The sequence below is a fragment of the Janthinobacterium sp. genome, from assembly GCF_031995485.1.
GTDB lineage: Bacteria > Pseudomonadota > Gammaproteobacteria > Burkholderiales > Burkholderiaceae_D > Janthinobacterium.
On record NZ_DAMAGB010000041.1, the window covers coordinates 43216 to 66736 of the forward strand.

A 23521-nucleotide genomic window follows, 5' to 3' on the forward strand; every position below is an offset into this window, starting at 1 on the left:
CCCTGCGCGAAGGGATCGGCCACCCGGCCTTCGGCGTGGCCGTCACGCTGGCCTTTATCGTCATCATCGACGCCAACAGCCTGCGCCAGCACGTGGGCAAGCAGGCCGGCGCCATCAACCGGCTGGCGAAAGAAGCGGCCAGCCCGGCGCACACCTGGCTGCGCGAACGCATGGGCCATACGCTGGTGGAAATCGCCGGCGGCCTGTGCACCGGCGTGGCGATCGGTTTCCTGGTCAATGCGGTTTTTGGCCGCTGATTTTCGTTCTTGCTGTCAATACAAAACCCCGCTGCCCGGCGGGGTTTTGCGTTTCAGGGCGTAAAAACTACGTTTCATCCCCTGATTAAAGCATTACAGGAATCGGCTGATTGACATCGCCGAAGGCGCTGGAGATACTCTGCCGGTTGTGGTTTTAATAAAAAATAATCGTGTGTGTCGCCAGCGCCTGATCCGGCTGCCATGTCGACGTGCAAAGCCTTCTATCCGGAGAAATACCCATGTTGCGCAAAACCCTGTTTGTTCTGGCCATTGCTTCCGCCCTGGCTGCCTGCGGCAAAGAGTCGAAGGATCCTGGAAAGGGGGGCGGCAAGGATGGCAAGGACGGCAAGGCGCCGGCCAGCGCAGCGGCCAAACTGCTGGTGTCGCCGGAAGACGTGCTGACCATCGAAAGCAATGCGCTGGCCTCCGGCCCGGTCATTACCGGCTCGGTGCAGCCCGAGCGCAATGCGGACCTGCGCGCCGAAGTGTCGGCCGTGGTGATCCAGGTCATGAAGGAAAACGGCGAAGCGGTCAAGCGCGGCGATATCCTGGTCAGGCTCGATGAAACCTCGATCCGCGACAGCGTCAACTCGGCCGACGAAGCGAGCCGCGCCGCCAGCCAGGTGCTGGAGCAGTCGGAGCGCATGTTCCAGCGCATGAAGACGCTGCGCGCGTCGGGCATGACCTCGACCCAGGCGCTGGAAGACACGGAAATTCGCCGCAATAATGCGCAGAGCGACCTGTCGGCCGCCAAGAGCCGCGCCGTGCAGGCGCGCCAGCAGCTGCAGCGCACCCTCGTGCGCGCGCCGTTCGACGGCATCGTCAGCGAGCGCAAGGTCTCGAATGGCGACACGGCGCAGATCGGCAAGGAACTGATACGCGTGATCGATCCGACCAGCATGCGCCTCGAAGGCCTGGTGTCGGCCGACAAGATCGGCGTGGTCAAGGTGGGCCAGGCGGTGCGTTTCCGCATCAACGGCTATCCGGGCCAGGATTTCCTGGGCAAGGTGCGCCGCGTCGATCCGGCCGCCAATTCGGTCACGCGCCAGGTGGCGGTACTGGTCGACTTCAATGACAAGACCCAGCCGCGCGTGGCCGGCCTGTATGCGGAAGGCCGCATCGAAGCCGACACCGTCAGCGCCGTGATGATTCCCGACTCCGCGCTGGTCAAGGCGGGCGACCAGACCTACACCTGGAAGATCAAGGACAAGGCGCTGCACAAGACCGTGCTGCGCATCGGCGCGCGCGATATCCGCACCGGCCAGTGGGAAGTGCAAAGCGGCCTGGCCAGCGGCGACGCCGTGCTGCGCACGCCCGGCTCGACCTTCAAGGATGGCCAGCAGGTGGAACTGGCGGCGCCGAAAAAACTGCCGGCCGCCGCGGTTGCCAGCAGCGTCAATGCGCCTGCCGTCGCCAAAGGAAACTAAACCATGTTCCTTTCCGATTTCAGTATCAAGCGGCCTACCGCCACCATCGTATTGATCCTGGCGATGATGTGCGTCGGCCTGCTGGCGCTGTCCAAATTGCGCGTCAACCAGAACCCGGACGTCGAAGTGCCGTTTATCGTCGTCAGCATCCCTTACCCTGGCGCCTCGCCCGACACGGTCGAGCGCGAAGTGGTCAACCGCCTGGAAAAATCGCTGCAAAGCATTTCCGGCGTGACAGAAATCAACAGCTCGGCCAATGAAGGCTCGGCCAGCATCTTCCTGCAGTTTGCCTTCAAGACCAACCTGATCGAGGCGTCCGACGATATCCGCAACGCGATCGCCGCGGTGCGCTACAAGCTGCCGCTGGAGATGCGCGAACCTATCCTGCAGCGCATCGATCCGGGCGCCGAGCCCATCATGCAGCTGGCGCTGTCGTCGAGTTCGCAAAGCCACGCGGAAATCTCGCGCCTGGCCGAAGACGTGCTGTCGGACCGCTTCCGCGCCGTTGATGGCGTGGCGCTGGTGAATGTGGGCGGTTCGCTGAAGCGCGAACTGTCGGTGCTGCTGCGTGCGGAAAAGCTGCGCGAATATAACGTCTCCGTCAGCGACGTGGTGACGGCTTTGCGCAACCAGAATACCAATGCGCCGGTGGGCAAGGTGCGCGGCAACCTGGACGAGAAAAGCATCCGCCTGGTGGGCCGCATCGAGTCGCCGTCGGATTTTGAACAGGTGGTGATCAAGCGCCGCGGCGAGGAAATCGTGCGCCTGGCGCAAGTGGCCACCATCGAAGACGGCTTTGCGGAAGTGAGCAGCATGAGCGTGCGCAGCGGCAAGCCGAACGTGGGGATCTCGATCACCCGCGTGCGTGACGCCTCCACCGTCAGCGTGGCCAACAAGATCCGCGAGATGATGGCCGAGATCAACAAGACCCTGCCCGAAGGCACCAAGCTGGAAGTAACGCGCGACGGCGGCGAAAACGCGCAGCACAGCCTGAACAACGTAATCGAGTCGCTGGTGCTGGGCGCCGTGCTGACCATCTTCGTCGTCTACGCCTTTTTGAACTCGTGGCGTTCGACGCTGATCACGGCGCTGAGTTTGCCCACTTCCGTGATCGCGGCCTTTATCGCCGTCTGGCTGTGCGGCTTCACCCTGAACTTCATGACCCTGCTGGGCCTGTCGCTGGCGATCGGCGTGCTGATCGATGACGCCATCGTGGTGCGGGAAAACATCGTGCGTCACATGCAGATGGGCAAGGACCGCCGCAAGGCGGCGCTGGAAGGCACGGCCGAGATTGGCCTGGCGGTGGCGGCGACAACGTTTTCGATTATTGCCGTGTTTATCCCGGTCGCATTCATGCCCGGCATCTCGGGCGAGTGGTTCCGTCCGTTCGCCCTGACCGTCACCTGCTCGGTGCTGGTCAGCCTCGGCATTTCGTTTACGCTCGACCCGATGCTGTCGGCTTACTGGGGCGACCCGGCCGACCATCATACGGCGCCGAAAAAAGGCATCAGCGCCGTGCTCGACCGTTTCAATCACTGGTTCGACCACCAGGCCGACCGCTACGGCAACGTGATTGCCTGGGCCCTGCATCACCGCCGCTGGATGGCCGTGATCGCTTTCGGCACGCTGGTGGCCGCCATCGCGCTGCATGCCACGCACGGCGGCACCAGCTTCCTGCCGGCCTCCGACTCGGGCAACCTGATGATCAATGTGCGCACGCCGTCGTCGAGCAGCATCGAGTATTCGCGCCTGAAACTGGAAGCGGCGGCCGTGCTGGCGCGTACCTTGCCGGAAACCAAGGACACCAACAGCTCGGTGACGGCGGCAGGCGGACGCATCTATGTCGATATCGGCAAGCGCAACACGCGCAAACGCTCGGCCAAGGAAGTGGCGGTCGAACTGCGCGAGAAAATGTCGCGCCTGGTCGGCGCCGAATATGTGGTGCAGGATGATCTGAGCAATGGCTCGCAGAAACCGATCCAGGTGGAATTCACCGGGCCCGATTCGCGCAAGCTGATGGAAATCACCAACGCGTACATGGACAAGCTGCGCCTGGTGCCGGGCGCGGTTGACGTCGGCCTGTCCGAGCAGGATCCGAAGAACGAGCTGAAAATCGAACTGAACCGCGGCCTGGCCAACTCGATGGGCATCTCCGTCAACGATGCGGCGCAGTCCTTGCGCGTGGCGTTTGCGGGCGTGGAAGTGGGCGACTGGGTCGATCCGACCGGCGAGACGCGCGACGTGGCCGTGCGCCTGCATCCCGAAGACCGCGTGGCGTCGGAAAATATCGAACGCCTGCCGATCAGCGTGACGGGTACCAGTCAGATGGTGCCGCTGGACCAGATCGCCACCATTACCATGGGCAAGGGTCCGTCCGGCATCGAGCACAAGAACGGCAAGCGCACGATTACCGTCTCCGCCAATGCCCAGGGCCGCTCGAACGGCGAAGTCACCAGCGACGCGATGGCGCTGGCCAAGTCGATCGACTTCCCGCCCGGCTATGGCCTGGCGCTGGGCGGCGCCGGCCAGGACCAGCAGGAACTGTTTACACAGATGGTGATCGCGCTGGTGATGGGGATCGGCCTGATGTATTTGATCCTGGTGATGCAGTTCAACTCGTTCACGACGCCGATTGCCGTCATGATGTCGCTGCCGCTCAGTTTGATCGGCGTGGTGGTGGCGCTGGTGATCACCAACAATACCCTCAACCTGATGAGCTTTATCGGCATCATCATGCTGATGGGCCTGGTCGCCAAGAACGCCATCCTGCTGCTCGACGCGGCGCGCAAGCGCGAGGAAGAAGGCTACGGCCGCGAAGACGCGCTGATGTATGCAGGCCGCATGCGTCTGCGCCCGATTTTGATGACCACGTTTGCGCTGATTGCCGGCATGTTCCCGGTGGCGCTGGGCCTGGGCGAAGGCGGCGAATTCTACCGTCCTCTGGCGATTGCGATTATCGGCGGCACCATCACCTCGACCATTTTGACCCTGCTGGTGGTGCCGACCTTCTACGACAGCATCGAGATCGCCCGCGATGGCGCGGTCGCCAAATACCACTGGCGCGCCGAACGCATGCCGGTCGTCTTTGCCATCCTGCTGACCCTGATCGAATGCGTGCTGACCCTGCTGCTGATCCGCTTTGTCTACCGCATGCTGAAAAAGGCCGTGCTGTTTTTGATGGGACGCAGGACGCCTGCGGCGGCGGCGGTGAGTTTGCATAAATGACCGGTTTGCCGCGAACCACGTAGGTCGGATTAGCGCGCAAGCGCGTAATCCGACAACACCACCGGCATATGCCAACGATGTTGTCGGATTACGGCCTGCGGCCTAATCCGACCTACCCGACCTACGATGCTGGCGGCGTGGTTCCGCCCGGTGGCGTGGTCCCGCCCGGCGGCGTGGTGGTCCCATCCGGATTGGTGGTGCCGGCCGGCGGCGGGGTGGTGGCGTCCGGTGCGGGCGTGACCGGCGCAGGCGCCGTATCGGCCGGCGGTGTGGCTGGGGTTTCAGGCACGGCCGGCGTGACCGTGGTGGCCGGTGGCGTCGCTACCGTATCCTCGCGCTTGTTGCAGCCGGCCAGCAGCGCACAGGCGAGGGCGCTGCCGAGGAGGAGTTTGCTGGTGGTTGTCAATGAAGCCGTCATGATGTTCCCTTTCGCTTGGAAACTGCGGTTGGATGGTTTGTTCGTGCAGAACAAGGCTGGCATCGCTTGCCCAAATTAGAGTGGGCAAACGGCCACAGGTTCACGCGATTTACAAATCGACACAGTTTACAAACGAGGGAGAGGGTCGGGACAGGACGCCCCGGCCGCAACAGATTACTTCGGATTGACCTTGCTCACTTCCACTTCCCAGTCCACGCCCGATTCGATATGGTGCTTGGCTGCAAAGTCGCCCTGGCTGATGGCCACCGCCACATCCAGCAGGCTGTTCAGGTAGACCAGCGGCTTGCCCTTGGCCACGCCGCCAAACGTGTGCTCGAACGGTGCCGTCACTTTTGCCACCTGCTTGCCCTTGTGCAGGATGCGCACCTGCAGCGGGTCGTGCAGTTTGACCTGCAATTCGTCCAGCAGCGCCTTCGGGATATTCGTCCACACATTGCCATATTTGACGTCCAGCACCGGCACGATGCCGCGAATGGTATTGCCCTCGCGCACAGCGTGCTGGTAGGCGATCTTCACCACCGATTCGCCCGGCAGCACCGGGCCCACCTGTTCATACGTGATGGCGCCCGAGGCCAGGCGCGCGCCGACATAGGCGTACACGTCGCGGCCGTGGAAGGTGTACGATTCGCCGGAGCCGGCCAGGCGGTTGACCTTTTCATCGATCTCGCGCAGCTCGGCCACGCCGTCGCGCTCGGCGATCAGCGTAAACAAGCCATTGTCGGGGCCGACAAAATAGCGGCCATTCTTCGTTTTCAGCACCACCGACTTGCGCGCCGTGCCCACGCCCGGATCGATCACGGAGACGAACACCGTGCCTTCGGGCCAGTAGTTGGCCGTCTGGTACAGGCGGTAGGCGCCCAGCCAGATATCGTAGTCGGGAATCTGGTGCGTCAGGTCCGAAATGGTCAGCTTGGGGTCGACGCCATAGGCCACGCCATGCATGGCGGAAACGGCGCCGTCGGCCGTGCCGAAGTCGGTCATCAGCACCAGCGGGGTGGCGGCTTGGGTGGACAGCATCAGCGCGCCCAGGCAGGCGCCGGCGACGAGTCGGGAGAGGGTGTTGGTGATCATGGATTTTTTCATTGCTAATTAAAAAGTGTAGCTCAGCTTGGCGTAGAAGTACGCACCATTCACGCCGATCGGGTTGATGAAATTGTAGGGCAGGGCGCCGCCATAGGTGGCGTTATTCGTTTCGCGCACGCGCTGCGGATAGCGGTCCAGGATATTGTTGCCGCCCGCGCTCAGGGTCAGCTGTCTGGTCAGTTTCAGCTGGCCTTCCAGGTCCAGCGACCAGACGGCGCCGAAGCGCTGGGCCGGGATGCCGTCGATCAGCGGTGCATCGCTGTCATATGAAAAGTCTTTCAGCTGGCCAAAGCGCGTGGCGCGCGCCTGCAGGCCCCAGCTTGCCGCCTGCCAGTCGGCGCCCAAGATCAGCTTGCTGTTTGGCGAGGCGTTCCTGATGCGAAACAGGCTGGTGTCCGTCAGCAGGGTGAGATCGGGATCGATGGCGGAGAGTGCACTGGAACTCTGGCGCACCTTGTCCAGGCTGGTCTTGTTCAGATTGAGCGCCGCGCTCAGGTTCAGCTTGCCGTTGGAAACGGCCAGATCGTGGTTCAGCACGACATCGAGACCTTTTGTGCGCGTGTCGAGCAGATTGGCCAGGTAGGCCACCGACTGGATATCGCTGCGCCCCTGTTGCGCCAGGTAGGCCGTGACGGCATCGCTTTGCAGGTCGCTCGAGCGCGTAATGCGGTCGCGGATGCGGATCACGTAGGCGTCCACCGTCAGGCTGGTGGCTTGCGCCGGTTTCCAGGCCAGGCCCAGCGACAGGTTGGTGGATTTTTCCGGCTTCAGGTCCTGCGCGCCAAAGCTGCGCGCCAGGGCGTCGCTGGCCGGCAGCAGGGCCGCCGTCTGCAGCGCCGTGCCGTCCGCATTGAAGTTCAGCGTGGCAAAGCGGAAACCCGTCTGCACCAGCGCCGGCGCGCGGAAACTGTTCGACAGCGAGCCGCGCAGCAGGAAGTTTTCGGTGACTTTGTAGCGGCTGGACAGCTTGCCGGTACTGGCGCTGCCGAAGTCGCTGTAGTCGGAGTAGCGGGCGGCGGCGCCGACCAGCAGGCGCGGCGTCAGATCGGTTTCCGCATCGAGGTACACCGAACGGATCTGACGGCTGCCGTCGTAGGTATCCGATGGACGCAAGCCCGGGCCCGCCTGCGCGCCGGGCGGCGCGTCGGTGATGGCGCCGGCCGCATACGAAGCCGGGTCGCCGGCGGAACTTTGATACGTTTCGCGCATCCACTCGGCGCCCACCGCGACGTTCAGCGGTGCCGGCAGGCCAAGCTCGATGCTGCGCGTGGCATCGAGGTTCAGCGCATTCTGGCGGAAATCAAAACTGGCCAAGTGGAAACTGGTGGGGCTGGCCGCGCCCAGCGAGGCGTTTACCGATTGCGTCACGCCATAGTCGAAGCGGTCGCCGCCGTGGCGCGCGCTCAGGTCCCAGCTCCACTGTGCTGCCGTGCCGCGCAGGCCGGCCACCAGGCTGACGTCGCGCTTGTCGCCATTGGTGACGGGGCGGTAGCCGTTCGGATACAGCGCCGGCACGTTCGACGGGTCGCCCGGATAGCGGAAATAGGCGCTGCCATCGGACTTGCGGTCATTGACGGTGGCAAACGAGTACAGGTCCAGGCCATTTGCCAGCGGCAGCAGCGCGTTGTAGAACAGGTAGTTGTTGTGCTGGCGCGAGTCGCCCGACTTGAACACCACCTTGCCGTCCAGCGCCTGGTCGGCCGGCGTGAAGTTGTACGAGGTCCAGCCCGCGTCGCTGGTGCCGGCGCGCTCGGTCGGCGAGCGGCGCCGCGTTTCCGCTCCAAAACGGAAGTAGCCGGCGTCGCCGAGCGGCACGCCATAGTCGGCGTTGACGATGCTGGTCTGGCCGTCCGTCAGCGTCTGGCCGGTCGGGTCAAAATGGGTGTGGTTGGCGCCGTAGCTGACCGAGGCGGCACCGCCCGTGCGGGCTTTTTTCAGCACGATATTGATCACGCCGGCCACCGCGTCGCTGCCGTACTGGGCGCCGGCGCCGTCGCGCAGGATCTCGATATGGTCGATCGCACCGGGCGGGATCGCGTTGATATCGACCGGCACGGTGCCGGAAAAGCTGCTTTCCGTATCGAGTACGGCGCTGGTATGGCGGCGCTTGCCATTGATCAGCACCAGCACCTGGTCTGGCGCCAGGCCGCGCAGCTGAATGCCGCGCACGGAGTCCGACGCGCCGCTCGATTCGATGCGCGGAAAGTTGATCGATGGCGACAGGTTCTGCAGGGCCGCACCGACGTCGCCGCTGGACAGGGCGTTGGACACTTCGCGCGCGCCGAAGCGGTCGATCGGCACCGTGCTGTCGAACACGGTGCGGTTGCGCACGCGCGAGCCGACCACGGTCACCTGGTCGATGCCGGCAGCCTCGGGCGTGGTGTCGGAAGTTTCCTGTGCCCAGGCGGGCGCTGCGGCCAGCATGGCGCAGGCGACAACGATGGCGCGCAGGGGCGTGGCAGGCAGGCTGGCGGAAAAGTGGCGTCGTGGCACGGGAGGTCCTTTAAGCTTAATCATGTGGAAACAATTGATCGAAGCTTAAGGGAGGGCGGCGGCCGGACTAACGATTCTTTCCGGATATGCTTATGCTGTTGTTTTTATGCAAGCTTCAGGCCGCCAAATGGCGCAGCAGCGCCGGTATCTCGGCCGGAATTTCGCGCGCCAGGTAGCCGAGTATGCCGAAGCGCAGCGCCAGCTGGTCGCCTGCCAGCGCGTGCAGCGCGATGCCCCAGGCGCAGGCCTGCTCCAGGGGCGCGCCGCGCGCGGCCAGGCCGGTGATAATGCCGGCCAGCGTATCGCCCGAACCGGAAATCGCCAGGCCTACATTGCCACCCTCGTGCGACCAGCACTGGCCGTCGGGCGTGGCGATCACGGTGGAGGCGCCCTTCAGCGCCACCACCGCATTCCAGCGCTGCGCCGCTTCGATGGCGGCAGCTAGCGGATCGGCCAGGATCGCTTCCTTGCTCTGGCGCGTCAGGTGCGCCATCTCGCCCGCGTGCGGCGTGATCAGTACCGGCTGGGCAAAGCGGAAGTTGCTGGGGTTGCACACCACGTTCATGGCGCAGGCATCGATAATAAGGTGGCTGTTGGCGAACACGGGCAGCAGGGTGCGCATCAGTTCGCAGCTGGCCGCGTCGTCGCTCATGCCCGGGCCGACCAGCACGGCGCTGACCTTGCCGGCCAGCGGCGCCAGCTTGTCTTTCGCTTCGCGCCGGAATCCGCCGTGCGCCGTTTCTTCGAGACCAATGACTTTCGCTTCCGGCATCGCTACCGCCACTTGCGGCGCCACGCTGGCGGCGGTGGCCAGGGTCAGCTTGCCGGCGCCCGCGCGCAGGGCGGCCGTGGCCGCCAGGATAATCGCGCCCGGCATTTCGCGCGAGCCGCCGATAATCAAAAGGTGGCCGCGCACTTCCTTGTCGCCATCGGGCGTGGGCATCGGCAGCGGCCAGCCGCGCAGCAGGGCGGCGGTGATAGCGGTGGCATCCATGCGCTCTCCTTGTCAGGCTTTCGGCGCGGCCGGCATGTCCGGCTGGTCGGTGACGGGCGTGCCCGATTCTTCCAGCGGCGCGACAAAATTGCACAGGTCCAGCTGCAGCTTGCCGTGCTTGCCCAGCGCGGGGTTGAAAGCGTAGGAGGTCACGCCGCAGTTCGGCACATCGGCCGCCTTGTCGATCGCCAGGATGGCCTGCTCGTCGCAGCGTTCCAGCAGGTAGCGGAAGCAGTTGACGATCACCTGGTGGCCAACGATCAGCACGCGCTCGCCGCGGTATTCGCGCGTCACGGTGTCGAGCACGCTGCGCAGGCGCAAAATCACGTCGCACCAGCTTTCGCCGCCGGGCGGGCGGAAATAGAACTTGCCCACGTGCTGGCGCTGCTCGTGCAGTTCCGGGTATTTGCTGGCGATGCCGTGCACGGTCAGGCGGTCGAGGATGCCGAATTCCTTTTCGCGCAGGCGCTCATCGGCCACCACCGACACCAGCGTCGATTTGTCGAGTCTGGACAGCACCGCCTGCGCCGTTTCATGCGCGCGCACGTACGGCGAATACAGCACCACGGTTGGTTGTTGCTCAGGAGGAAGGGTGACAAACCAGTCGGCCAGCGCCTGGGCTTGCTGCTCGCCCAGCGTGGACAGGGGAACGTCGACGTCGCGCTCGGCGATATTGATCAGCAGATGCTTTTCTGCTTCGGCGGTATCGCGCGCCACGTTGCCGGCACTCTGGCCATGACGCACGATCCAAATCTGTTGCGGCCATTTCTGTTCCATCGCCTGCCTCTTTCATTCATATCAATTAATCATCAATATAGACGAAAGCGGCAAACGGTGGCGCACTCGGTCGTTGAACCTCAGATGGCGTGCTCGGCCTCGTCCAGGTCCTCGGCCGCGTCGCTGTTGTAGACGGCCAGGTCGGTCTGCCCCATCACGCGGCTGGTGACAGTGCCGGCCGTGATCGAGCCGCTGACGTTGAGCGCCGTGCGGCCCATGTCGATCAGCGGCTCGACCGAGATCAGCAGGCCGGCCAGCGCCACCGGCAGGTCCATCGCCGACAGCACGATCAGCGCGGCAAAGGTGGCCCCGCCACCGACGCCGGCCACGCCGACCGAACCGATGGTGATAATCGCCAGCAAGGGCAGCAGGAAACTGATGGTAAACGGATCGACGCCGACGGTGGGCGCGATCATCACCGCCAGCATGGCCGGATAAATGCCGGCGCAGCCGTTCTGGCCGATGGTCGAGCCGAACGAGGCGGCGAAGTTGGCGATGCCTTCCGGCGTACCCAGGCGGCGGGTCTGGGTCTGCACGCTCATCGGGATCGAGCCGGCGCTGGTGCGCGAGGTGAACGCAAACGCCAGCACGGGGAACACTTTTTTCACGAAGCGCAGCGGATTGAGGCCGGTGCCGGCGATGATCGCCAGATGCACCAGGAACATCAGTATCAGCGCGCTGTACGAGGCCACCACGAAATTGATCAGTTTTAAAATATCGGTATAGCTGGAGCTCGACACCACTTCGAACATCAGCGCGAACACGCCGTAGGGCGTCAGGCGCAGCACCAGCGTGACCATGCGCATGACGATGGCGTGCGCCACTTTCATGAACTGCTCGAACGAGGCGAAGATCTCGGGTTTTTTCGCGGCGATGCCGGTGGCCGAGATACCGATAAAGATGGCGAACACCACCACCGCAATGGTCGAGGTCTTGCGCGCGCCCGTCATGTCGAGGAAGGGATTCGACGGCACAAAGCTGATCAGCAGTTTCGGCAGCGACAGGGCCTTGGCCGTTTCCAGCGAGCCTTGCAACTGCACCCCGCGCGCCACCTCGGCCGCGCTCGAAGTCAGGCCGACGGCGGTGAGGCCGAACAGTTTCGCCATCAGGATGCCGATGGCGGCCGCCACCGTGGTGGTGATCAGCAAGGTGCCGATGGTCAGCACGCTGATCTTGCCCAGCGAGCTCGCGTCCTTGAGTTTCAGAATGGCCGAGATAATCGACACCATGATCAACGGCATGATGATCATCTGCAGCAATTTGACATAGCCGCTGCCGACGATATCGAGGTATTCATTGGTGCCGGCGATGGCGGCCGCGTCGGCGCCATAGATGGCTTGCGCCGCCGCGCCCAGCAGCACGCCCAGGCCCAGGCCGGTAAACACGCGCACGGTAAACGTGGCGTGGCGGCTTTGCTGGCGGAACATGAAGGCGATGACCAGCAGCGCGATGATCAGATTGAGAATGATGGTGATTGCCATAAAGGGCCTTATCCTGGTTTTCTTGGTTTTGACTGCACACGGCATTTTATAGAACTTTGCCGTTTGCAACATGGCAGCTGCTCTGGTGCCGAAGGGCAGGCACTCTACCGTACTATGGGGGCGGGCAGGTGCGGCTGGCTGCGAATATTACGCTATATGAATATGTGCGCCGGTTATAAGCCGTCCGGCGGATAGTAGAATGCAGGCCGGCATGGCATGCTTGCCTGGTCTTTGCTTGATCCCCCGAATGCCATCTCACAAGGAAAACATGAACGAACTGAACGAAGCACAAGTCCTCAATGCGGAAGAGCGCCTGCGCCTGGCCATGATGGATTCCGACGTCGCGCAACTTGACGCCCTGCTGGCCGACGACCTGGTGTTTACCAACCACCTGGGCCATCTGCTGAGCAAGCAGGCCGACCTGGCCGCGCATCGGCAGCGCCTGCTGACGATTACCGAACTGCACGCGTCCGAGCAGCAGGTCCGCATCAACGGCCATGTGGCGGTCGTGTCGGTGCGCGTGCAGCTGACAGGCACCTATCACGACACCGAAACGCATGGCGACTTCCGCTTTACGCGCGTATGGGTGCAATCTGCCGACGGGTCGCTGCGGGTGATCGCCGCCCATTCGGGCGCGGTCGCCTAGGAGCCGGCAGTGGATCATCGTTCAAAAGGGCAGCTGGTCGAAGCCATCATCGCGGCCGGTCCTGCCACCCTGGCGGTCGCTGGCGGCTTTCCCGTGCTGCTGTACCACCTGGTGCGCACCTATCCGGACGCGCCCGAAGCCAATACCGTGACGGCGCTGCTGCTGGCCGGCAGCGTCTGGGCGCTGGTCGAATTCTGGCGCATCGCGCTGGCGACAGTGGCGCGCAAGGCCTATGCTTTCGACTGGCGCTTCTGGCTGGCCGCCGCCGGTTTCCTGGCGGCCGGCATCCACTTCCTGCCTGCCATGCCGGCTGGCCTGGCTTTGGTGCTGGTGGTGCTGCCGGCGCTGGCGTGGATCCATTTCATCCTGTTGCAGGCGAGAAGGCCGAAGGACGCATGATGACGCAGCCTGTTCCCATCGCCGAAACGCTGGCGTCGCTGACCCACTTGGTGCACGCGCTCGATGCGCTCGAACCGAGCTATTTCGGACGCAAACTGGCGCAGGCCGGCACGGCGCGCGACTACTATGACATCGTGCTGGAGCTGGACTACGCGGCCAATTCCAAGTGGCTGCGCGATACCGGCGACGAGCGCGTGCACCATATCCTGAACGATATCGGCTCCCTGGTGGACCGGATCGATGGCTTTTTCAGGATCAAGCTGTGGCCGGGTTCGACGGCGCAAAACCAGAGCTGGACGCATGCCGTGCTACGCGCTCCGGGCGGCAAATATGCGTTCCGCGACGACGGCTCGCTCGAGATCAGCCTGCTCGACGCCCGTCTGCAGGGCGAGACGCTGACCGTCAAGCGCATCTGGAACCATGTCTGCAATTACTCCGGCTCATTGATCGACTTCGAGATCAGGCTCGATGAACAGCAAATTGCCGAGGTCAGGGCCAGGCTGGCCAGCTTGCGCAGCTTTCCCTTGCCACTCTAATGTTGGTCGTCTAACCACGCAATGCGCCCGTTGCCCGCCTCATGCAAGCGGGCCAGCAGGGCGCTGGCGGCGCCTTCGGCCAGGCTGAAATCGAACCGCACCACGTCGCCGTGCGCCACCTCCAGCAAGGTCGCGCCGGCCGCATCGAGTTCGCGCCGCAGCATCCCCTCCATCGCATACGGCACCGTGCAGCGCAGCGCCCGCTGGCGCACGATGGCGGTCTTTTCCGCCTGCAGCAGCGCCTGCGCCACGCTGTCGGTGTAGGCCCGTACCAGGCCGCCCGCGCCCAGTTTCACGCCGCCCCAATAGCGCACCACGGTGGCCAGCACGCCTTCCAGGTCCTGGTGGCGCAGCACATCGAGCATGGGCCGCCCGGCCGTGCCGCTCGGCTCGCCATCATCGACCGCCGCCGACTGCCCGCCCGCCACCAGCGCCCAGCACACGTGCACGGCGCCCGGATGCTGCGCCTTCAGGCCATTGACAATCTGCTGCGCGCTGGCGCGGTCCGCCATCGGCTGCACGCAACCGATAAACCGGCTTTTCTTGATGATCAGTTCGCTGTGGACGGGGGCGGCAATGGTGAAGGGCATGGGATGGCAAGGTTGGATGGACTGCCGGCATGATAGAACATGCGTGCTGAAATGCAAAAAGCCAACCGGTGAAGGTTGGCTTTTACATCCAGCAAATTCTTGGTAGGCCGTGCGGGATTCGAACCTGCGACCAACGGATTAAAAGTCCGCTGCTCTACCAGCTGAGCTAACGACCCAAGGGCGGCTATTATGACCGGCGCCGTGAAATTTTGCAAGGCATGCCGCGCGATTCTTCGCTTACGGCGTCAGCGTGCGCTTGATATTGAGCGCCCCATATCCCTGGCAGGTCGGCATCATCTCGATGCGGTTGACGTTGACATGCGGCGGCAAGGTGGCGATCCAGTAGGCGGTCTCGGCGATGTCCTCGGCCGTCAATGGCTGCGTGCCTTCGTAGACCTTGGCCGCCGCCGCGTCGTCGCCTTTCAGCCGCACGTTGGAAAACTCGGTGCCGCCGCACAGGCCCGGCGCCAGGTTGGTGGCGCGCACGCCCGTGCCCACCAGGTCGGCGCGCAGGTTCAGGGTGAACTGCTCGACGAAGGCCTTGGTGGCGCCGTACACATTGCCGCCAGGGTAGGGCGTGTCGCCGGCGACCGAGCCCAGGTTGATGATGGTGCCGCTGCTGCGCGCCACCATCGCCGGCAGCAGCGCGCGCGTCATGGCGACCAGGCCGCTGATATTGGTGGCGATCATGGTGTCCCAGTCTTCCAGCGAGGCCTCGTGGGCCGGCGCCACGTTCAGCGCCAGGCCGGCGTTGTTGATCAGCACATCGATGGCTTGCCAGGCTGCGGGAATGCTGTCGAGCGCGGTGCTGATCGAGACCTTGTCGGTCACGTCCAGCAGCAGCGGCAGGGCGGCCTCGCCCAGCTCGGCGGCCAGCGCCTGCAGGCGGTCGGCGCGCCGGCCGCTGATGATCACCCGGTGGCCATTGCGAACAAAGGTGCGCGCCATGGCGGCGCCGAAGCCGGCGGTGGCGCCGGTAATAAAGACGATCATCGTGTGTCCTTGCGAGATAAAAAAGAGGTGGGGTAAATTGTAGTCGAATAAGCGCCTTGTATCATGGCCATGCCTGCCGGAGAAAGGCCGGCTTTTACCCACTTTTCAAGGAGCCAACATGGCGCTGATTTCCCATCTCGACCATCTGGTGCTGACCTGCACCGACCTGGATGCGACCCGGCATTTCTATACCAGCGTGCTGCAGATGCAGCCGGAAACCTTCGGCGCCGGCCGTATCGCCTTTCGCTTCGGCAACCAGAAAATCAATCTGCACCAGCGCGGCGCCGAGTTCGAGCCGAAGGCGCACCTGCCGGTGCCCGGTGCGCTCGACCTGTGTTTTATCGCTGCCGTGCCGCTCGACGAGGTGATCGCGCATCTGAACCAGCAGGGTTGGCCCATCGTGGAAGGGCCGGTGCAAAGGACGGGCGCGACCGGCCCGATACGCTCGGTGTATATTCGCGACCCGGACCTGAACCTGATCGAGATTTCGGAACAGCTCGCGGAACCGCCGGCCTGATACGGGAATCGGCCTGGCCGTGTTTTGCGCTAGGATGCACGGAAGAACAACCCGTCCCGCAGGCCTGATACCAATGACTGATACGACCCAAGCCACGCCCGCCGCCGCCCCCATCACCGAACGCGAAGTGAACGCCGTGTATATCGGCCTGATGGCCGTGCTGGGCCTGGGCGCGCTGGACCAGAGCATCGTCGCCACCGCCTTGCCGCGCATCGTCGACGACCTGGGCGGCATGGCGCACCTGTCGTGGGTGGTCACCGCCTATGTGCTGGCGTCGACCGCCACCATGCCTTTGTATGGCAAGCTGGCCGACCAGTACGGCCGCCGGCCGATGATCTTCACGGCGCTGCTGACGTTTTTGCTCGGCTCGGTGCTGTGCGGGCTGGCGCAGAACATGACGGAGCTGATTATCTTCCGCGCGATCCAGGGACTGGGGGCGGGCGGCTTCATGCCGCTGGCGCAGATCATTATCGGCGACATCGTGCCGCCGGCCGAACGGGGCAAGCGGCAGGGCATGGTGCCGATCGTGTTCGCCGTGACCAGCGTGCTGGGGCCGGTGCTGGGCGGCGTCATCACCGATGCGCTGTCGTGGCACTGGATCTTTTACGTCAACCTGCCGGTGGGCGCGGTGGCCTTTTACATTATCGCCAAAGCCATGCGCAAGCCGGTCAAGATGCATGCGCACAAGATCGATTACCTGGGCTCGGTGCTGCTGACGGGCGCCATCACGGCGGCGCTGCTGGTGCTGGCGCTGGGCGGCACCGAGTGGCCGTGGCATGGCATGGCGGTGAAAGTCAGCGGCGGCCTGGCCGTGCTGCTGGTGGCCGCGCTGCTGCTGCATGTGCGGCGCATCGACGAGCCGGTGCTGCCGCCCGACCTGTTCTTGAACCGCACTTTCAATATCGCCAGCCTGGTGATGGCGATGACCTTCATGGGCCTGATGGGCGCCAGCGTGTTCTTTCCACTGTTCTTCCAGCTGGTGATGGGCACCAGTCCGGCCGAATCGGGCGTGATGACGGTGGCGATGATGGTGGGGCTGGTGATGTCGTCGATGGTCAACGGCCGCGTGCTGTCGCGCTCGGGCAAGTACAAGATGGTGCAGGTGGCGGGTCTGGCGGTGGCGGTGGCGGCGTTCGGCGTGCTGTCCTGGGCGATGGAAACGGCCAGGGGTTACTGGGTGATCGAGCCGGTCATCTTTTTCCTGGGGGCGGGACTGGGCCTGGTGATGCCGAACATGACGATCGCTGTGCAAAATGCCTTGCCGCTCGCGCGCCGCGGCGTGGGCACGGCCATGCTGGCGTTTTTTCGCTCGCTGGGCGGCTTGCTGGGCGTGACCGGTTCCGGCGCCATCCTCGCCTACCAGCTGCATGCGCATGGCATGGAGGCGGTCTCGGCGCTGGGCGGCCACGCCGCCGCGCAGACGGTAGAGGTCTACCGCCACGCGATTGCCAGCGTGTTCGGCGCCGGCGCGGTGCTGCTGCTACTGGGCTTGCTGGCCTTGCTGTTCCTGCCGGAACTGCCCCTGGAAGGGCATCCGGCAACGGAAAAAGCAAAGGTTGATCAGTAGCGTTCCAGCCAGTGCGCGTACGGCGCCGGCATGGTCCACGAGGCGCGCTCCAGGCCCAGTTCCTTGGCCGCAAAATAGGCCCAGTGCGGATTGGCCAGGTGGGCCTTGCCGACCATTACCACGTCCAGCTGTTCATCCCTGACCACCTGCTCGGCAATCGTTGGCGTGCCGAAGCCCCAGGCCGACGAGACCGGCACGCCGGCTTCGTTGCGCACGCGCTCGGCGATCGGACCCATGAAGGCCGGCCCCCAGGGAATCGAGGTGTCGGGAATGGTAAAGCCCATGCTGACGCTGATCATGTCCATGCCGGCGTCCTTGAACTGGCGCACCAGGCCGATCGATTCGAGCAGCGTTTGCTCGTCGCGGCCGTCGAATTCGATCACGCCGAAACGGATCGTCAGCGGCAGGTGTTCCGGCCACACTTCGCGCACGGCCTTCAGCGTTTCGAGCAGGAAGCGGCTGCGGTTTTCCAGGCTGCCGCCGTAGATGTCGTCGCGCTGGTTCGAGTGCGCCGAAAAGAAGCTCTGGCCCAGGTAGCCGTGGGCGAAATGCAGCTCCAGCCATTCGAAGCCCACTTCGCGCGCGCGCAGGGCGGCGTCGACGAAGTCCTGGCGCACGCGGGCGATATCGTCGAGCGTCATGGCGCGCGGCACCTTGCCCAGGCCGCCGCCAAAGGCGATCGCCGACGGGGCGATGGTCTGCCAGCCGCGCGGGTCGGTGTCAAGAATATGGTCGTCGCCTTCCCATGGACGGTTGGCGCTGGCCTTGCGGCCGGCGTGGCCGATCTGGATGCCGGGCACGGCGCCGGCTTTCTTGATTTCTTTCACGATCGGCGCGAAGCCCTGCGCCAGCGCGTCGCTCCAGATGCCGGTGCAGCCCGGCGTGATGCGGCCTTCCGGCGAGACGGCCGTCGCTTCGACGATCACCAGGGCGGCGCCGCCACGCGCCATGCCGGCGTAGTGCGACAGATGCCAGTCATTGGCGAGGCCGTCAACGGCCATGTACTGGCACATCGGCGGCACGGCGATACGGTTGCGCAGGGTAATCTCTTTGAGGGTGTAGGGCTGGAACAGAGCGGACATGGCGGCCTTTAAGGAAAGTAGGGTAGATCGTGAAGTGCATCAATTCGGTACTTCGAAAGTTTTCGAAGAATGGAAGGAGTATAGCGCATAGTGTATGATTCTGCTTATGCGCCCACACAAACACCCACCTGCCAGCGACTTCGTGATCGAACGCGTACTGTACGCCCTCAGCGATTCGATACGCCTGGGCATCGTGCGCCACCTGGCTGGCGTGGAGGCGGCCGCCTGCGGCGACCTCGATGGCGGACGCCCGAAGTCCACCATGTCGCACCATTTCAAGGTGCTGCGCGAAGCAGGGCTGGTGTGGACCGAAAACACCGGCACCACGCACATGAACCGCTTGCGCCGCGACGATGTCGACGGCCGTTTCCCCGGCCTGCTGACGGCGATCCTGCAGCACGCGCCCGCGAACGCGGGCTGAGTTGCCGTAGAATATCCCGATATTGCCGATTTTGCAGCATACCTTGGGGAATCAATACGAATGGCAGCTTGCGCGCGTCTCTCATTATTGCTGATGGCGGCATTGCTGGCCGCCTGTTCTCCCTATACCGAGCCGCCCGAAGGTCCTTACGCCGGCGTATTGAAGCGCGGCGAAAGCGTCACCGACGCCACGCCCGAAGGCCCGTTCACGGCGCTGTCCATCCTGTATCGCCAGGGTGGCGGTTATCTGACCTCGACCGAGATCGCCTCGAAGCGGCTGCTGTACCGCGACCGGGTCCTGATCCGGGACGCGGAAGATCTCACGCGCTGGGCCGGCCTGGCGCAGCCCGTGTATGTTGTCGAGGTGTTTGAAAAGCACGAGAGGGTACTGAAACTGGCCTACGAACGCGATGGCAAGGCCGTGGTGCAGCCGGTCGCGGCGGGCGCCTTCCAGTATCGTGCCACCAGGGCGTTTCCACACGGCTTTCCGATGGCGCCCGGCCTGCTGTATTTCCCGGGCCAGCTGCAGCCGGGCTTGCTGCTGCGCGCACTCCCCGTCAAGACCACCGTGCTGCCCGATCCGCTGGCCGGCCGCTACAGCCTGCATGCCAACACGCTGGCGGCGGTCTCGCCGGACGGCACGTCGTTCGCCCTGGTGGACAGCGAGGATGCGCCGTCGGTGGTGCTGGTGGCCGATGCCGATGGCGGCTACCGCGACGCCATCGGCTTGCCCCGCACCTACCTGGCCGAAGCGCTGGACGAGCATGTCAACCCCTACGAGCGCGTGTGGAGCTGGGCGCGCACCAGCCTCGCCTGGCGCAAGAACGCTGCCGGCAAGTGGGAGGTGCAGCCGATGGCCCAGGTCAAGGCTGGCGCCAATCCGGTCGAGGAACTGTTTATCGACGAGCAGTCCGGCTATGCGCAATGCTTTGCCGCTGGCCAGGCCGGCTGCCTGCAGGACTGGCGTGCCGCCAAGGCGGCAGACCTGAGCAAGATGTTCGGCCAGGACTATGCGCCGCCCTTCGCGTACGTGCCGAACGCTACCGTGCAGGCGTTTGGCGTCCATGTCTCGATGCTGCTGTTTGCCAGGCTGGGCTTGAGCGGTACCGGTTATTCCGTCTATCTCGACGGCAGCCAGGATGCCATCGTGGCGCAGCTGTCGGCGCGCCTGAAAGAGCGCCATATTCCGTTCGTGCGTGTCGACCAGTGTCCGCGCCGCACCGACGCGCTTGGTAAATGTGAAGCGCAGCTGGCGGAAAAGCTGCAGCGTCCCGAGTCGGTCGGGCGCGAGCTGGAGCAGTTGATCAACAGCATGGACGGCCAGTCCGGCGTGCTGTTGATCCTGCCGTCGATGGCCATCGTGGTGCGGGCGCGGGAGGAGGGTGGGGCGCTGATCCAGACCCTGTTGCGGGCGGATTTTTCGCGCAAAGATTAAATCCAGCCAGCAACCGCGCGTCACCGCATTGCCCAGCTCGGCTATTATGTCGGCCTGTTGGAAAAATCACCGCTCCTGCGCCAGTTCGCGCAGGGCGCGGCGAGAAGTACCTGGCATGGCAAGGGATGGGAATGACAGCAGCAACGGTATCTCACGCGGACCCAAAAAACCGTCCGCAGTTTGGCTTGATCAATGTGTTAAAGGCAGGCGCGGCGCAGCTGATCGTGCTGCACCACCTGGCGTTCTACGGCCCGATGTCGGACCACGTGCAGCCCATGTGGCCAGCGCTGATCGACTGGCTCGGCGACAGCGCGCGCATTGCGGTACAGGTGTTTCTGGTTATCGGCGGCTTCCTGGCCGCCAAGTCGCTGGCGCCCGGCGGGCTGCCGGGCTTGAACGCGTGCGCCTCCCCGCTGCAGGCAATCCAGCGCCGCTATATCAAGCTGGCGCCGCCATTTATCGCCGCCACGCTGATCGCCGCGCTGGCCAATGCGCTGGCGTCCAGCGCCATGAGCCACGATTCGATTTCGGCACCGGCCACCTTCGGCCAGTTGAGCGCGCATGCGCTGCTGCTGCATGGCGTGCTCGGCTACGAATCGCTGTCGGCCGGCGCCTGGTATGTGGCCATCGATTTCCAGCTGTATGCCCTGACGGCGCTGGCGCTGTGGACGGCGGGGCGTGTCGCCGGCCAGCGGCCATTGGCCTGGCTGGTGCCGGACATGGTCGCTGCGGGCGTGGCGCTGTCGCTGCTGTATTTCAATCTCGATGCCGGCTGGGATAACTGGGCGCCATACTTCTTTGGCAGCTATGGCCTGGGCATGCTGGCCTGGTGGGCCAGCGACCCGCGCCGCCGGAACGGCGCCGTGATCGCGCTGATGCTGTTGCTGGTGGTGCCGGTGTGGCTGGCGCTGGCGCTCGAGTTTCGCAGCCGCATCGAGCTGGCGCTGGCGGTGGCCTGCGTGCTGTTCCTGTGCGGGCGCAACGCCACGGTCTTGCATGGTCGCGCCTGGACCGCCGTCAATATGCTGGGGCGCATTTCGTATGCCGTGTTCCTGATCCATTTTCCTGTCAGCCTGCTGGTCAACACGGCGTTTGTGACCTGGGCGCCACTGGCGCCGGAATGGCAGGCGCTGGGCATGCTGACGGCCTGGGCCGCCAGCCTGGTGGCCGGCGCCGCGTTCCACCGCTGGGTGGAGTTGCCGCTGGGACGCGTGGTGCAGTCGCTGGCGGGCAAGGCGCCGGTGCGGTCGGTATCGGTGTGAGCAGCGTGCGATTGCCTGTCCGTAAGGTATAGGCCCGGACCGATGTTTCCTTGTACATTACGGTGAACACGCACCCTCAAGGAGAATCACGATGGCAAAGAACACGATCTGCCTCTGGTACGACCATGACGCGCAGGAGGCCGCAAACTTTTACGCCCGCACCTTTCCCGACAGCGCAGTGGGCGCGATCCACCGCGCGCCATCCGATTACCCCGGCGGCAAGGCCGGCGCGGCGCTGGTGGTCGAGTTCACCGTGTGCGGCGTCGCCTGCATCGGCCTCAATGGCGGCGCTGCCTTCCAGCACAACGAATCGTTCTCGTTCCAGATCGCCACCGATGACCAGGCGGAAACCGACCGCTACTGGGACGCGATCGTCGGGCATGGCGGTACGGAAAGCGAATGCGGCTGGTGCAAGGACCGCTGGGGCGTGTCGTGGCAGATCACGCCGCGCGTGCTGACCGAGGCCATGGCGCAGGGCGGCCAAGTGGCGCAGCGGGCGTTTGCGGCGATGATGGGCATGCGCAGGATCGACGTGGCCGCGATCGAGGCGGCGGTGCGCGCAGCAAGCTCATGACGCATTCGCCTTGCCGACAAACGGCCGGCTGTCGAGCGGGATGTCGATGGTGAACGTGGTGCCGGTTTCGGGAGAGCTGTCGACCACCACGCTGCCGCCATGGCTTTGCGCCACGCTGCGCACGAACGGCAGGCCGATGCCCCAGCCGCTGGCCTTGCCGCTGTCTTCGCGCCGCAGGTATTCGAAAATGCGGTCGCGGCTGGCTGACGGAATGGTCGAGCCGGAATTATGCACCGACAGCATGGCGCGTTCGTAGCCCTGGCTGACATGGATGGTGACCAGGCCGCCGTCGCCATACTTGAGCGCGTTGCCCGTCAGATTCTCGATCGCACGCCGCATGCCGTTCGGGCACCAGTAGCCCGTCACGCGCTCGCCCGTCAGTTCGCACTGGCCGGCGCCGCTGTCGTTGATGGCACGGCACACCGCTTCGGCTGTTGCCGTCAGGTCCATCTGCGCGATCGTCAGCGGCACCGCATGCTGCGGGTCGAAACTGAGCGCCTCCAGCAGCTCTTCCACCATGCCATTGAGGCGCTGGCCATTTTCCAGGATGCGCGTGGCCGTCTCGCGCAATTGTTCATTGGTGTCCGCCCGCAGCCGCAGCACCTGCGCGCCATTCGTGATCACCGACAGCGGCCCGCGCATGTCGTGCGACAGGGCAGCGGCGGTGCGGTGCCGCAGCGATTGATGCACTTGCGTGAAATTCCTGATCGCCTCGCGCATGGCGCGGTCGATCGAGGCGTGGAATATGGCCCATTGCACGCCATCGAGTTCGAGTGCGTGCTGGCCCAGCACATGCAGAAACGCCTCGCGAAACAGCTGGTATTCGTGGATCACCTGTTCCGGGCCATAGCTGGTCATGCGCGCCCGCTCGTCGCCATGCACGCCGGCGATATTGACGTGGCTGACGGCCGTGGCGCGCGGATAGCCGGGCGTCAGCGCCTCGATGAGGTTGTCGTAGAAGACGGGCAGGGTATTGATCAGGATGGGCTGCGGCAGGCCGCGCGCCGGATCCACGTTTTCGCGCGTCAGCTGGCCCCAGCAGGCAATGACTTGCTCGCGCAATTCCAGCAGGCGCAGTGACAGCGCGGACAGTCCATCGCCGTCGGGATTCTGGTCGGTCGCAAAGGTCATTGTCTGCCTGGCCTGTAAATGGGACGGGACGCCTGATGCTGCATCTTGTCATTATTTTACGATAGTACCAGATTGCCTTGCGTACAAGCCCGGAAAACAAAAAAGCCAACCGCGAACGGTTGGCTTCTCTGTAGTATTTGGTAGGCCGTGCGGGATTCGAACCTGCGACCAACGGATTAAAAGTCCGCTGCTC

The 23521-nt window shown here is 64.4% G+C and carries 22 protein-coding genes and 1 tRNA gene; 12 read left to right on the top strand and 11 right to left on the bottom strand.

The features are described 5' to 3' along the window. The 3 genes from RTQ46_RS20270 to RTQ46_RS20280 all read left to right on the top strand — a co-directional run. A partial coding sequence (locus RTQ46_RS20270; RefSeq protein WP_312439390.1) for a divergent PAP2 family protein occupies positions 1–257 on the top strand: 257 nt, incomplete at its 5' end. Positions 258–496: 239 nt separating this feature from the next. Continuing rightward, a complete protein-coding gene (locus RTQ46_RS20275) occupies positions 497–1684 on the top strand; it encodes an efflux RND transporter periplasmic adaptor subunit (protein WP_312439391.1) in 1188 nt (395 codons plus the stop codon). 3 nt (positions 1685–1687) lie between these two features. Further along, entirely contained in the window at positions 1688–4909 is a 3222-nt protein-coding gene (locus RTQ46_RS20280) for an efflux RND transporter permease subunit (protein ID WP_312439392.1), read from the top strand. Positions 4910–5030: 121 nt separating this feature from the next. Here RTQ46_RS20280 and RTQ46_RS20285 read toward each other — a convergent pair whose 3' ends face one another. The 6 genes from RTQ46_RS20285 to RTQ46_RS20310 form a co-directional block, all read right to left on the bottom strand. Continuing rightward, the gene (locus RTQ46_RS20285; RefSeq protein WP_312439393.1) at positions 5031–5327 is read right to left on the bottom strand and encodes a hypothetical protein; all 297 of its coding nucleotides are present in this window, start codon (positions 5325–5327) and stop codon (positions 5031–5033) included. Positions 5328–5501: 174 nt separating this feature from the next. After that, complete coding sequence (locus RTQ46_RS20290) at positions 5502–6419, bottom strand: S-adenosyl-l-methionine hydroxide adenosyltransferase family protein (protein WP_312439394.1); 918 nt, start codon at positions 6417–6419, stop codon at positions 5502–5504. A gap of 18 nt (positions 6420–6437) precedes the next feature. After that, complete coding sequence (locus RTQ46_RS20295; protein ID WP_312439395.1) at positions 6438–8924, bottom strand: TonB-dependent receptor; 2487 nt, start codon at positions 8922–8924, stop codon at positions 6438–6440. Positions 8925–9039: 115 nt separating this feature from the next. Then, positions 9040–9918, bottom strand: coding sequence for an NAD(P)H-hydrate dehydratase (locus tag RTQ46_RS20300; RefSeq protein ID WP_312439396.1), 879 nt, complete (start codon positions 9916–9918; stop codon positions 9040–9042). A gap of 12 nt (positions 9919–9930) precedes the next feature. Beyond that, positions 9931–10695: a histidine phosphatase family protein gene (locus RTQ46_RS20305; RefSeq protein WP_312439397.1), complete on the bottom strand. Its 765-nt coding sequence runs from the start codon at positions 10693–10695 to the stop codon at positions 9931–9933. A gap of 80 nt (positions 10696–10775) precedes the next feature. Further along, entirely contained in the window at positions 10776–12176 is a 1401-nt protein-coding gene (locus RTQ46_RS20310; RefSeq protein ID WP_312439398.1) for a cation:dicarboxylate symporter family transporter, read from the bottom strand. Positions 12177–12444: 268 nt separating this feature from the next. On the opposite strand from RTQ46_RS20310, the gene RTQ46_RS20315 reads away from it, so the two are divergent. Genes RTQ46_RS20315 through RTQ46_RS20325 form a run of 3 tightly spaced genes read left to right on the top strand, consistent with a single transcriptional unit; the run spans position 12445 to position 13757 of the window. Further along, on the top strand, positions 12445–12822 hold the full coding sequence (locus RTQ46_RS20315) for a nuclear transport factor 2 family protein (RefSeq protein ID WP_312439399.1): 378 nt from the start codon (positions 12445–12447) through the stop codon (positions 12820–12822). Between the two features lie 9 nt (positions 12823–12831). Next, positions 12832–13221 carry a hypothetical protein gene (locus RTQ46_RS20320; protein WP_312439400.1) on the top strand — a complete coding sequence of 130 codons (390 nt, stop codon included), beginning with the start codon at positions 12832–12834 and terminating at the stop codon, positions 13219–13221. Beyond that, complete coding sequence (locus RTQ46_RS20325) at positions 13218–13757, top strand: hypothetical protein (protein WP_312439401.1); 540 nt, start codon at positions 13218–13220, stop codon at positions 13755–13757. Before RTQ46_RS20320 ends, RTQ46_RS20325 begins: the two co-directional genes overlap by 4 nt. Here the strand turns inward: RTQ46_RS20325 and RTQ46_RS20330 are convergent. From RTQ46_RS20330 to RTQ46_RS20340, 3 genes are all read right to left on the bottom strand, one after another. Beyond that, complete coding sequence (locus RTQ46_RS20330) at positions 13754–14347, bottom strand: YigZ family protein (RefSeq protein WP_312439402.1); 594 nt, start codon at positions 14345–14347, stop codon at positions 13754–13756. The two genes, RTQ46_RS20325 and RTQ46_RS20330, sit on opposite strands and share 4 nt — an antisense overlap. 100 nt (positions 14348–14447) lie before the next feature. Further along, a tRNA-Lys gene (locus RTQ46_RS20335) sits at positions 14448–14523 on the bottom strand. Between the two features lie 61 nt (positions 14524–14584). Then, positions 14585–15340 (bottom strand): SDR family NAD(P)-dependent oxidoreductase, encoded by a 756-nt coding sequence (locus RTQ46_RS20340; RefSeq protein ID WP_312439403.1) that lies wholly within the window; start codon positions 15338–15340, stop codon positions 14585–14587. A 118-nt stretch (positions 15341–15458) separates the two neighbouring features. Here RTQ46_RS20340 and RTQ46_RS20345 point away from each other — a divergent pair, with 118 nt between their 5' ends. Next, positions 15459–15857 carry a VOC family protein gene (locus RTQ46_RS20345; protein WP_312439404.1) on the top strand — a complete coding sequence of 133 codons (399 nt, stop codon included), beginning with the start codon at positions 15459–15461 and terminating at the stop codon, positions 15855–15857. 73 nt (positions 15858–15930) lie between these two features. Then, entirely contained in the window at positions 15931–17424 is a 1494-nt protein-coding gene (locus tag RTQ46_RS20350) for an MDR family MFS transporter (protein ID WP_312439405.1), read from the top strand. Here RTQ46_RS20350 and RTQ46_RS20355 read toward each other — a convergent pair. Then, positions 17418–18506: an NADH:flavin oxidoreductase/NADH oxidase gene (locus tag RTQ46_RS20355; RefSeq protein ID WP_312439406.1), complete on the bottom strand. Its 1089-nt coding sequence runs from the start codon at positions 18504–18506 to the stop codon at positions 17418–17420. The two genes, RTQ46_RS20350 and RTQ46_RS20355, sit on opposite strands and share 7 nt — an antisense overlap. 106 nt (positions 18507–18612) lie before the next feature. Here RTQ46_RS20355 and RTQ46_RS20360 point away from each other — a divergent pair, with 106 nt between their 5' ends. The 4 genes from RTQ46_RS20360 to RTQ46_RS20375 all read left to right on the top strand — a co-directional run bounded on the left by RTQ46_RS20360 (position 18613) and on the right by RTQ46_RS20375 (position 22197). Continuing rightward, positions 18613–18927, top strand: a complete 315-nt coding sequence (locus tag RTQ46_RS20360; RefSeq protein WP_312439407.1) for a helix-turn-helix domain-containing protein — start codon at positions 18613–18615, stop codon at positions 18925–18927. A 93-nt stretch (positions 18928–19020) separates the two neighbouring features. Beyond that, positions 19021–20361 carry a hypothetical protein gene (locus tag RTQ46_RS20365; protein ID WP_312439408.1) on the top strand — a complete coding sequence of 447 codons (1341 nt, stop codon included), beginning with the start codon at positions 19021–19023 and terminating at the stop codon, positions 20359–20361. Between the two features lie 194 nt (positions 20362–20555). Further along, complete coding sequence (locus RTQ46_RS20370; protein ID WP_312439413.1) at positions 20556–21623, top strand: acyltransferase; 1068 nt, start codon at positions 20556–20558, stop codon at positions 21621–21623. Between the two features lie 91 nt (positions 21624–21714). Continuing rightward, positions 21715–22197, top strand: a complete 483-nt coding sequence (locus RTQ46_RS20375; RefSeq protein ID WP_312439409.1) for a VOC family protein — start codon at positions 21715–21717, stop codon at positions 22195–22197. Here the strand turns inward: RTQ46_RS20375 and RTQ46_RS20380 are convergent. After that, a complete protein-coding gene (locus tag RTQ46_RS20380; RefSeq protein WP_312439410.1) occupies positions 22192–23328 on the bottom strand; it encodes a HAMP domain-containing sensor histidine kinase in 1137 nt (378 codons plus the stop codon). The two genes, RTQ46_RS20375 and RTQ46_RS20380, sit on opposite strands and share 6 nt — an antisense overlap. Between the last annotated feature and the right edge of the window lie 193 nt (positions 23329–23521).

Bases quoted from the DNA above. Each gene is read 5' to 3' on its own strand.
- RTQ46_RS20275 (WP_312439391.1), top strand. From the start codon at position 497: ATGTTGCGCAAAACCCTGTTTGTTCTGGCCATTGCTTCCGCCCTGGCT.
- RTQ46_RS20280 (WP_312439392.1), top strand. From the start codon at position 1,688: ATGTTCCTTTCCGATTTCAGTATCAAGCGGCCTACCGCCACCATCGTA.
- RTQ46_RS20285 (WP_312439393.1), bottom strand. From the start codon at position 5,327: ATGACGGCTTCATTGACAACCACCAGCAAACTCCTCCTCGGCAGCGCC.
- RTQ46_RS20290 (WP_312439394.1), bottom strand. From the start codon at position 6,419: ATGATCACCAACACCCTCTCCCGACTCGTCGCCGGCGCCTGCCTGGGC.
- RTQ46_RS20300 (WP_312439396.1), bottom strand. From the start codon at position 9,918: ATGGATGCCACCGCTATCACCGCCGCCCTGCTGCGCGGCTGGCCGCTG.
- RTQ46_RS20305 (WP_312439397.1), bottom strand. From the start codon at position 10,695: ATGGAACAGAAATGGCCGCAACAGATTTGGATCGTGCGTCATGGCCAG.
- RTQ46_RS20310 (WP_312439398.1), bottom strand. From the start codon at position 12,176: ATGGCAATCACCATCATTCTCAATCTGATCATCGCGCTGCTGGTCATC.
- RTQ46_RS20315 (WP_312439399.1), top strand. From the start codon at position 12,445: ATGAACGAACTGAACGAAGCACAAGTCCTCAATGCGGAAGAGCGCCTG.
- RTQ46_RS20325 (WP_312439401.1), top strand. From the start codon at position 13,218: ATGATGACGCAGCCTGTTCCCATCGCCGAAACGCTGGCGTCGCTGACC.
- RTQ46_RS20330 (WP_312439402.1), bottom strand. From the start codon at position 14,347: ATGCCCTTCACCATTGCCGCCCCCGTCCACAGCGAACTGATCATCAAG.
- RTQ46_RS20340 (WP_312439403.1), bottom strand. From the start codon at position 15,340: ATGATCGTCTTTATTACCGGCGCCACCGCCGGCTTCGGCGCCGCCATG.
- RTQ46_RS20345 (WP_312439404.1), top strand. From the start codon at position 15,459: ATGGCGCTGATTTCCCATCTCGACCATCTGGTGCTGACCTGCACCGAC.
- RTQ46_RS20350 (WP_312439405.1), top strand. From the start codon at position 15,931: ATGACTGATACGACCCAAGCCACGCCCGCCGCCGCCCCCATCACCGAA.
- RTQ46_RS20355 (WP_312439406.1), bottom strand. From the start codon at position 18,506: ATGTCCGCTCTGTTCCAGCCCTACACCCTCAAAGAGATTACCCTGCGC.
- RTQ46_RS20360 (WP_312439407.1), top strand. From the start codon at position 18,613: ATGCGCCCACACAAACACCCACCTGCCAGCGACTTCGTGATCGAACGC.
- RTQ46_RS20365 (WP_312439408.1), top strand. From the start codon at position 19,021: ATGGCGGCATTGCTGGCCGCCTGTTCTCCCTATACCGAGCCGCCCGAA.
- RTQ46_RS20375 (WP_312439409.1), top strand. From the start codon at position 21,715: ATGGCAAAGAACACGATCTGCCTCTGGTACGACCATGACGCGCAGGAG.
- RTQ46_RS20380 (WP_312439410.1), bottom strand. From the start codon at position 23,328: ATGACCTTTGCGACCGACCAGAATCCCGACGGCGATGGACTGTCCGCG.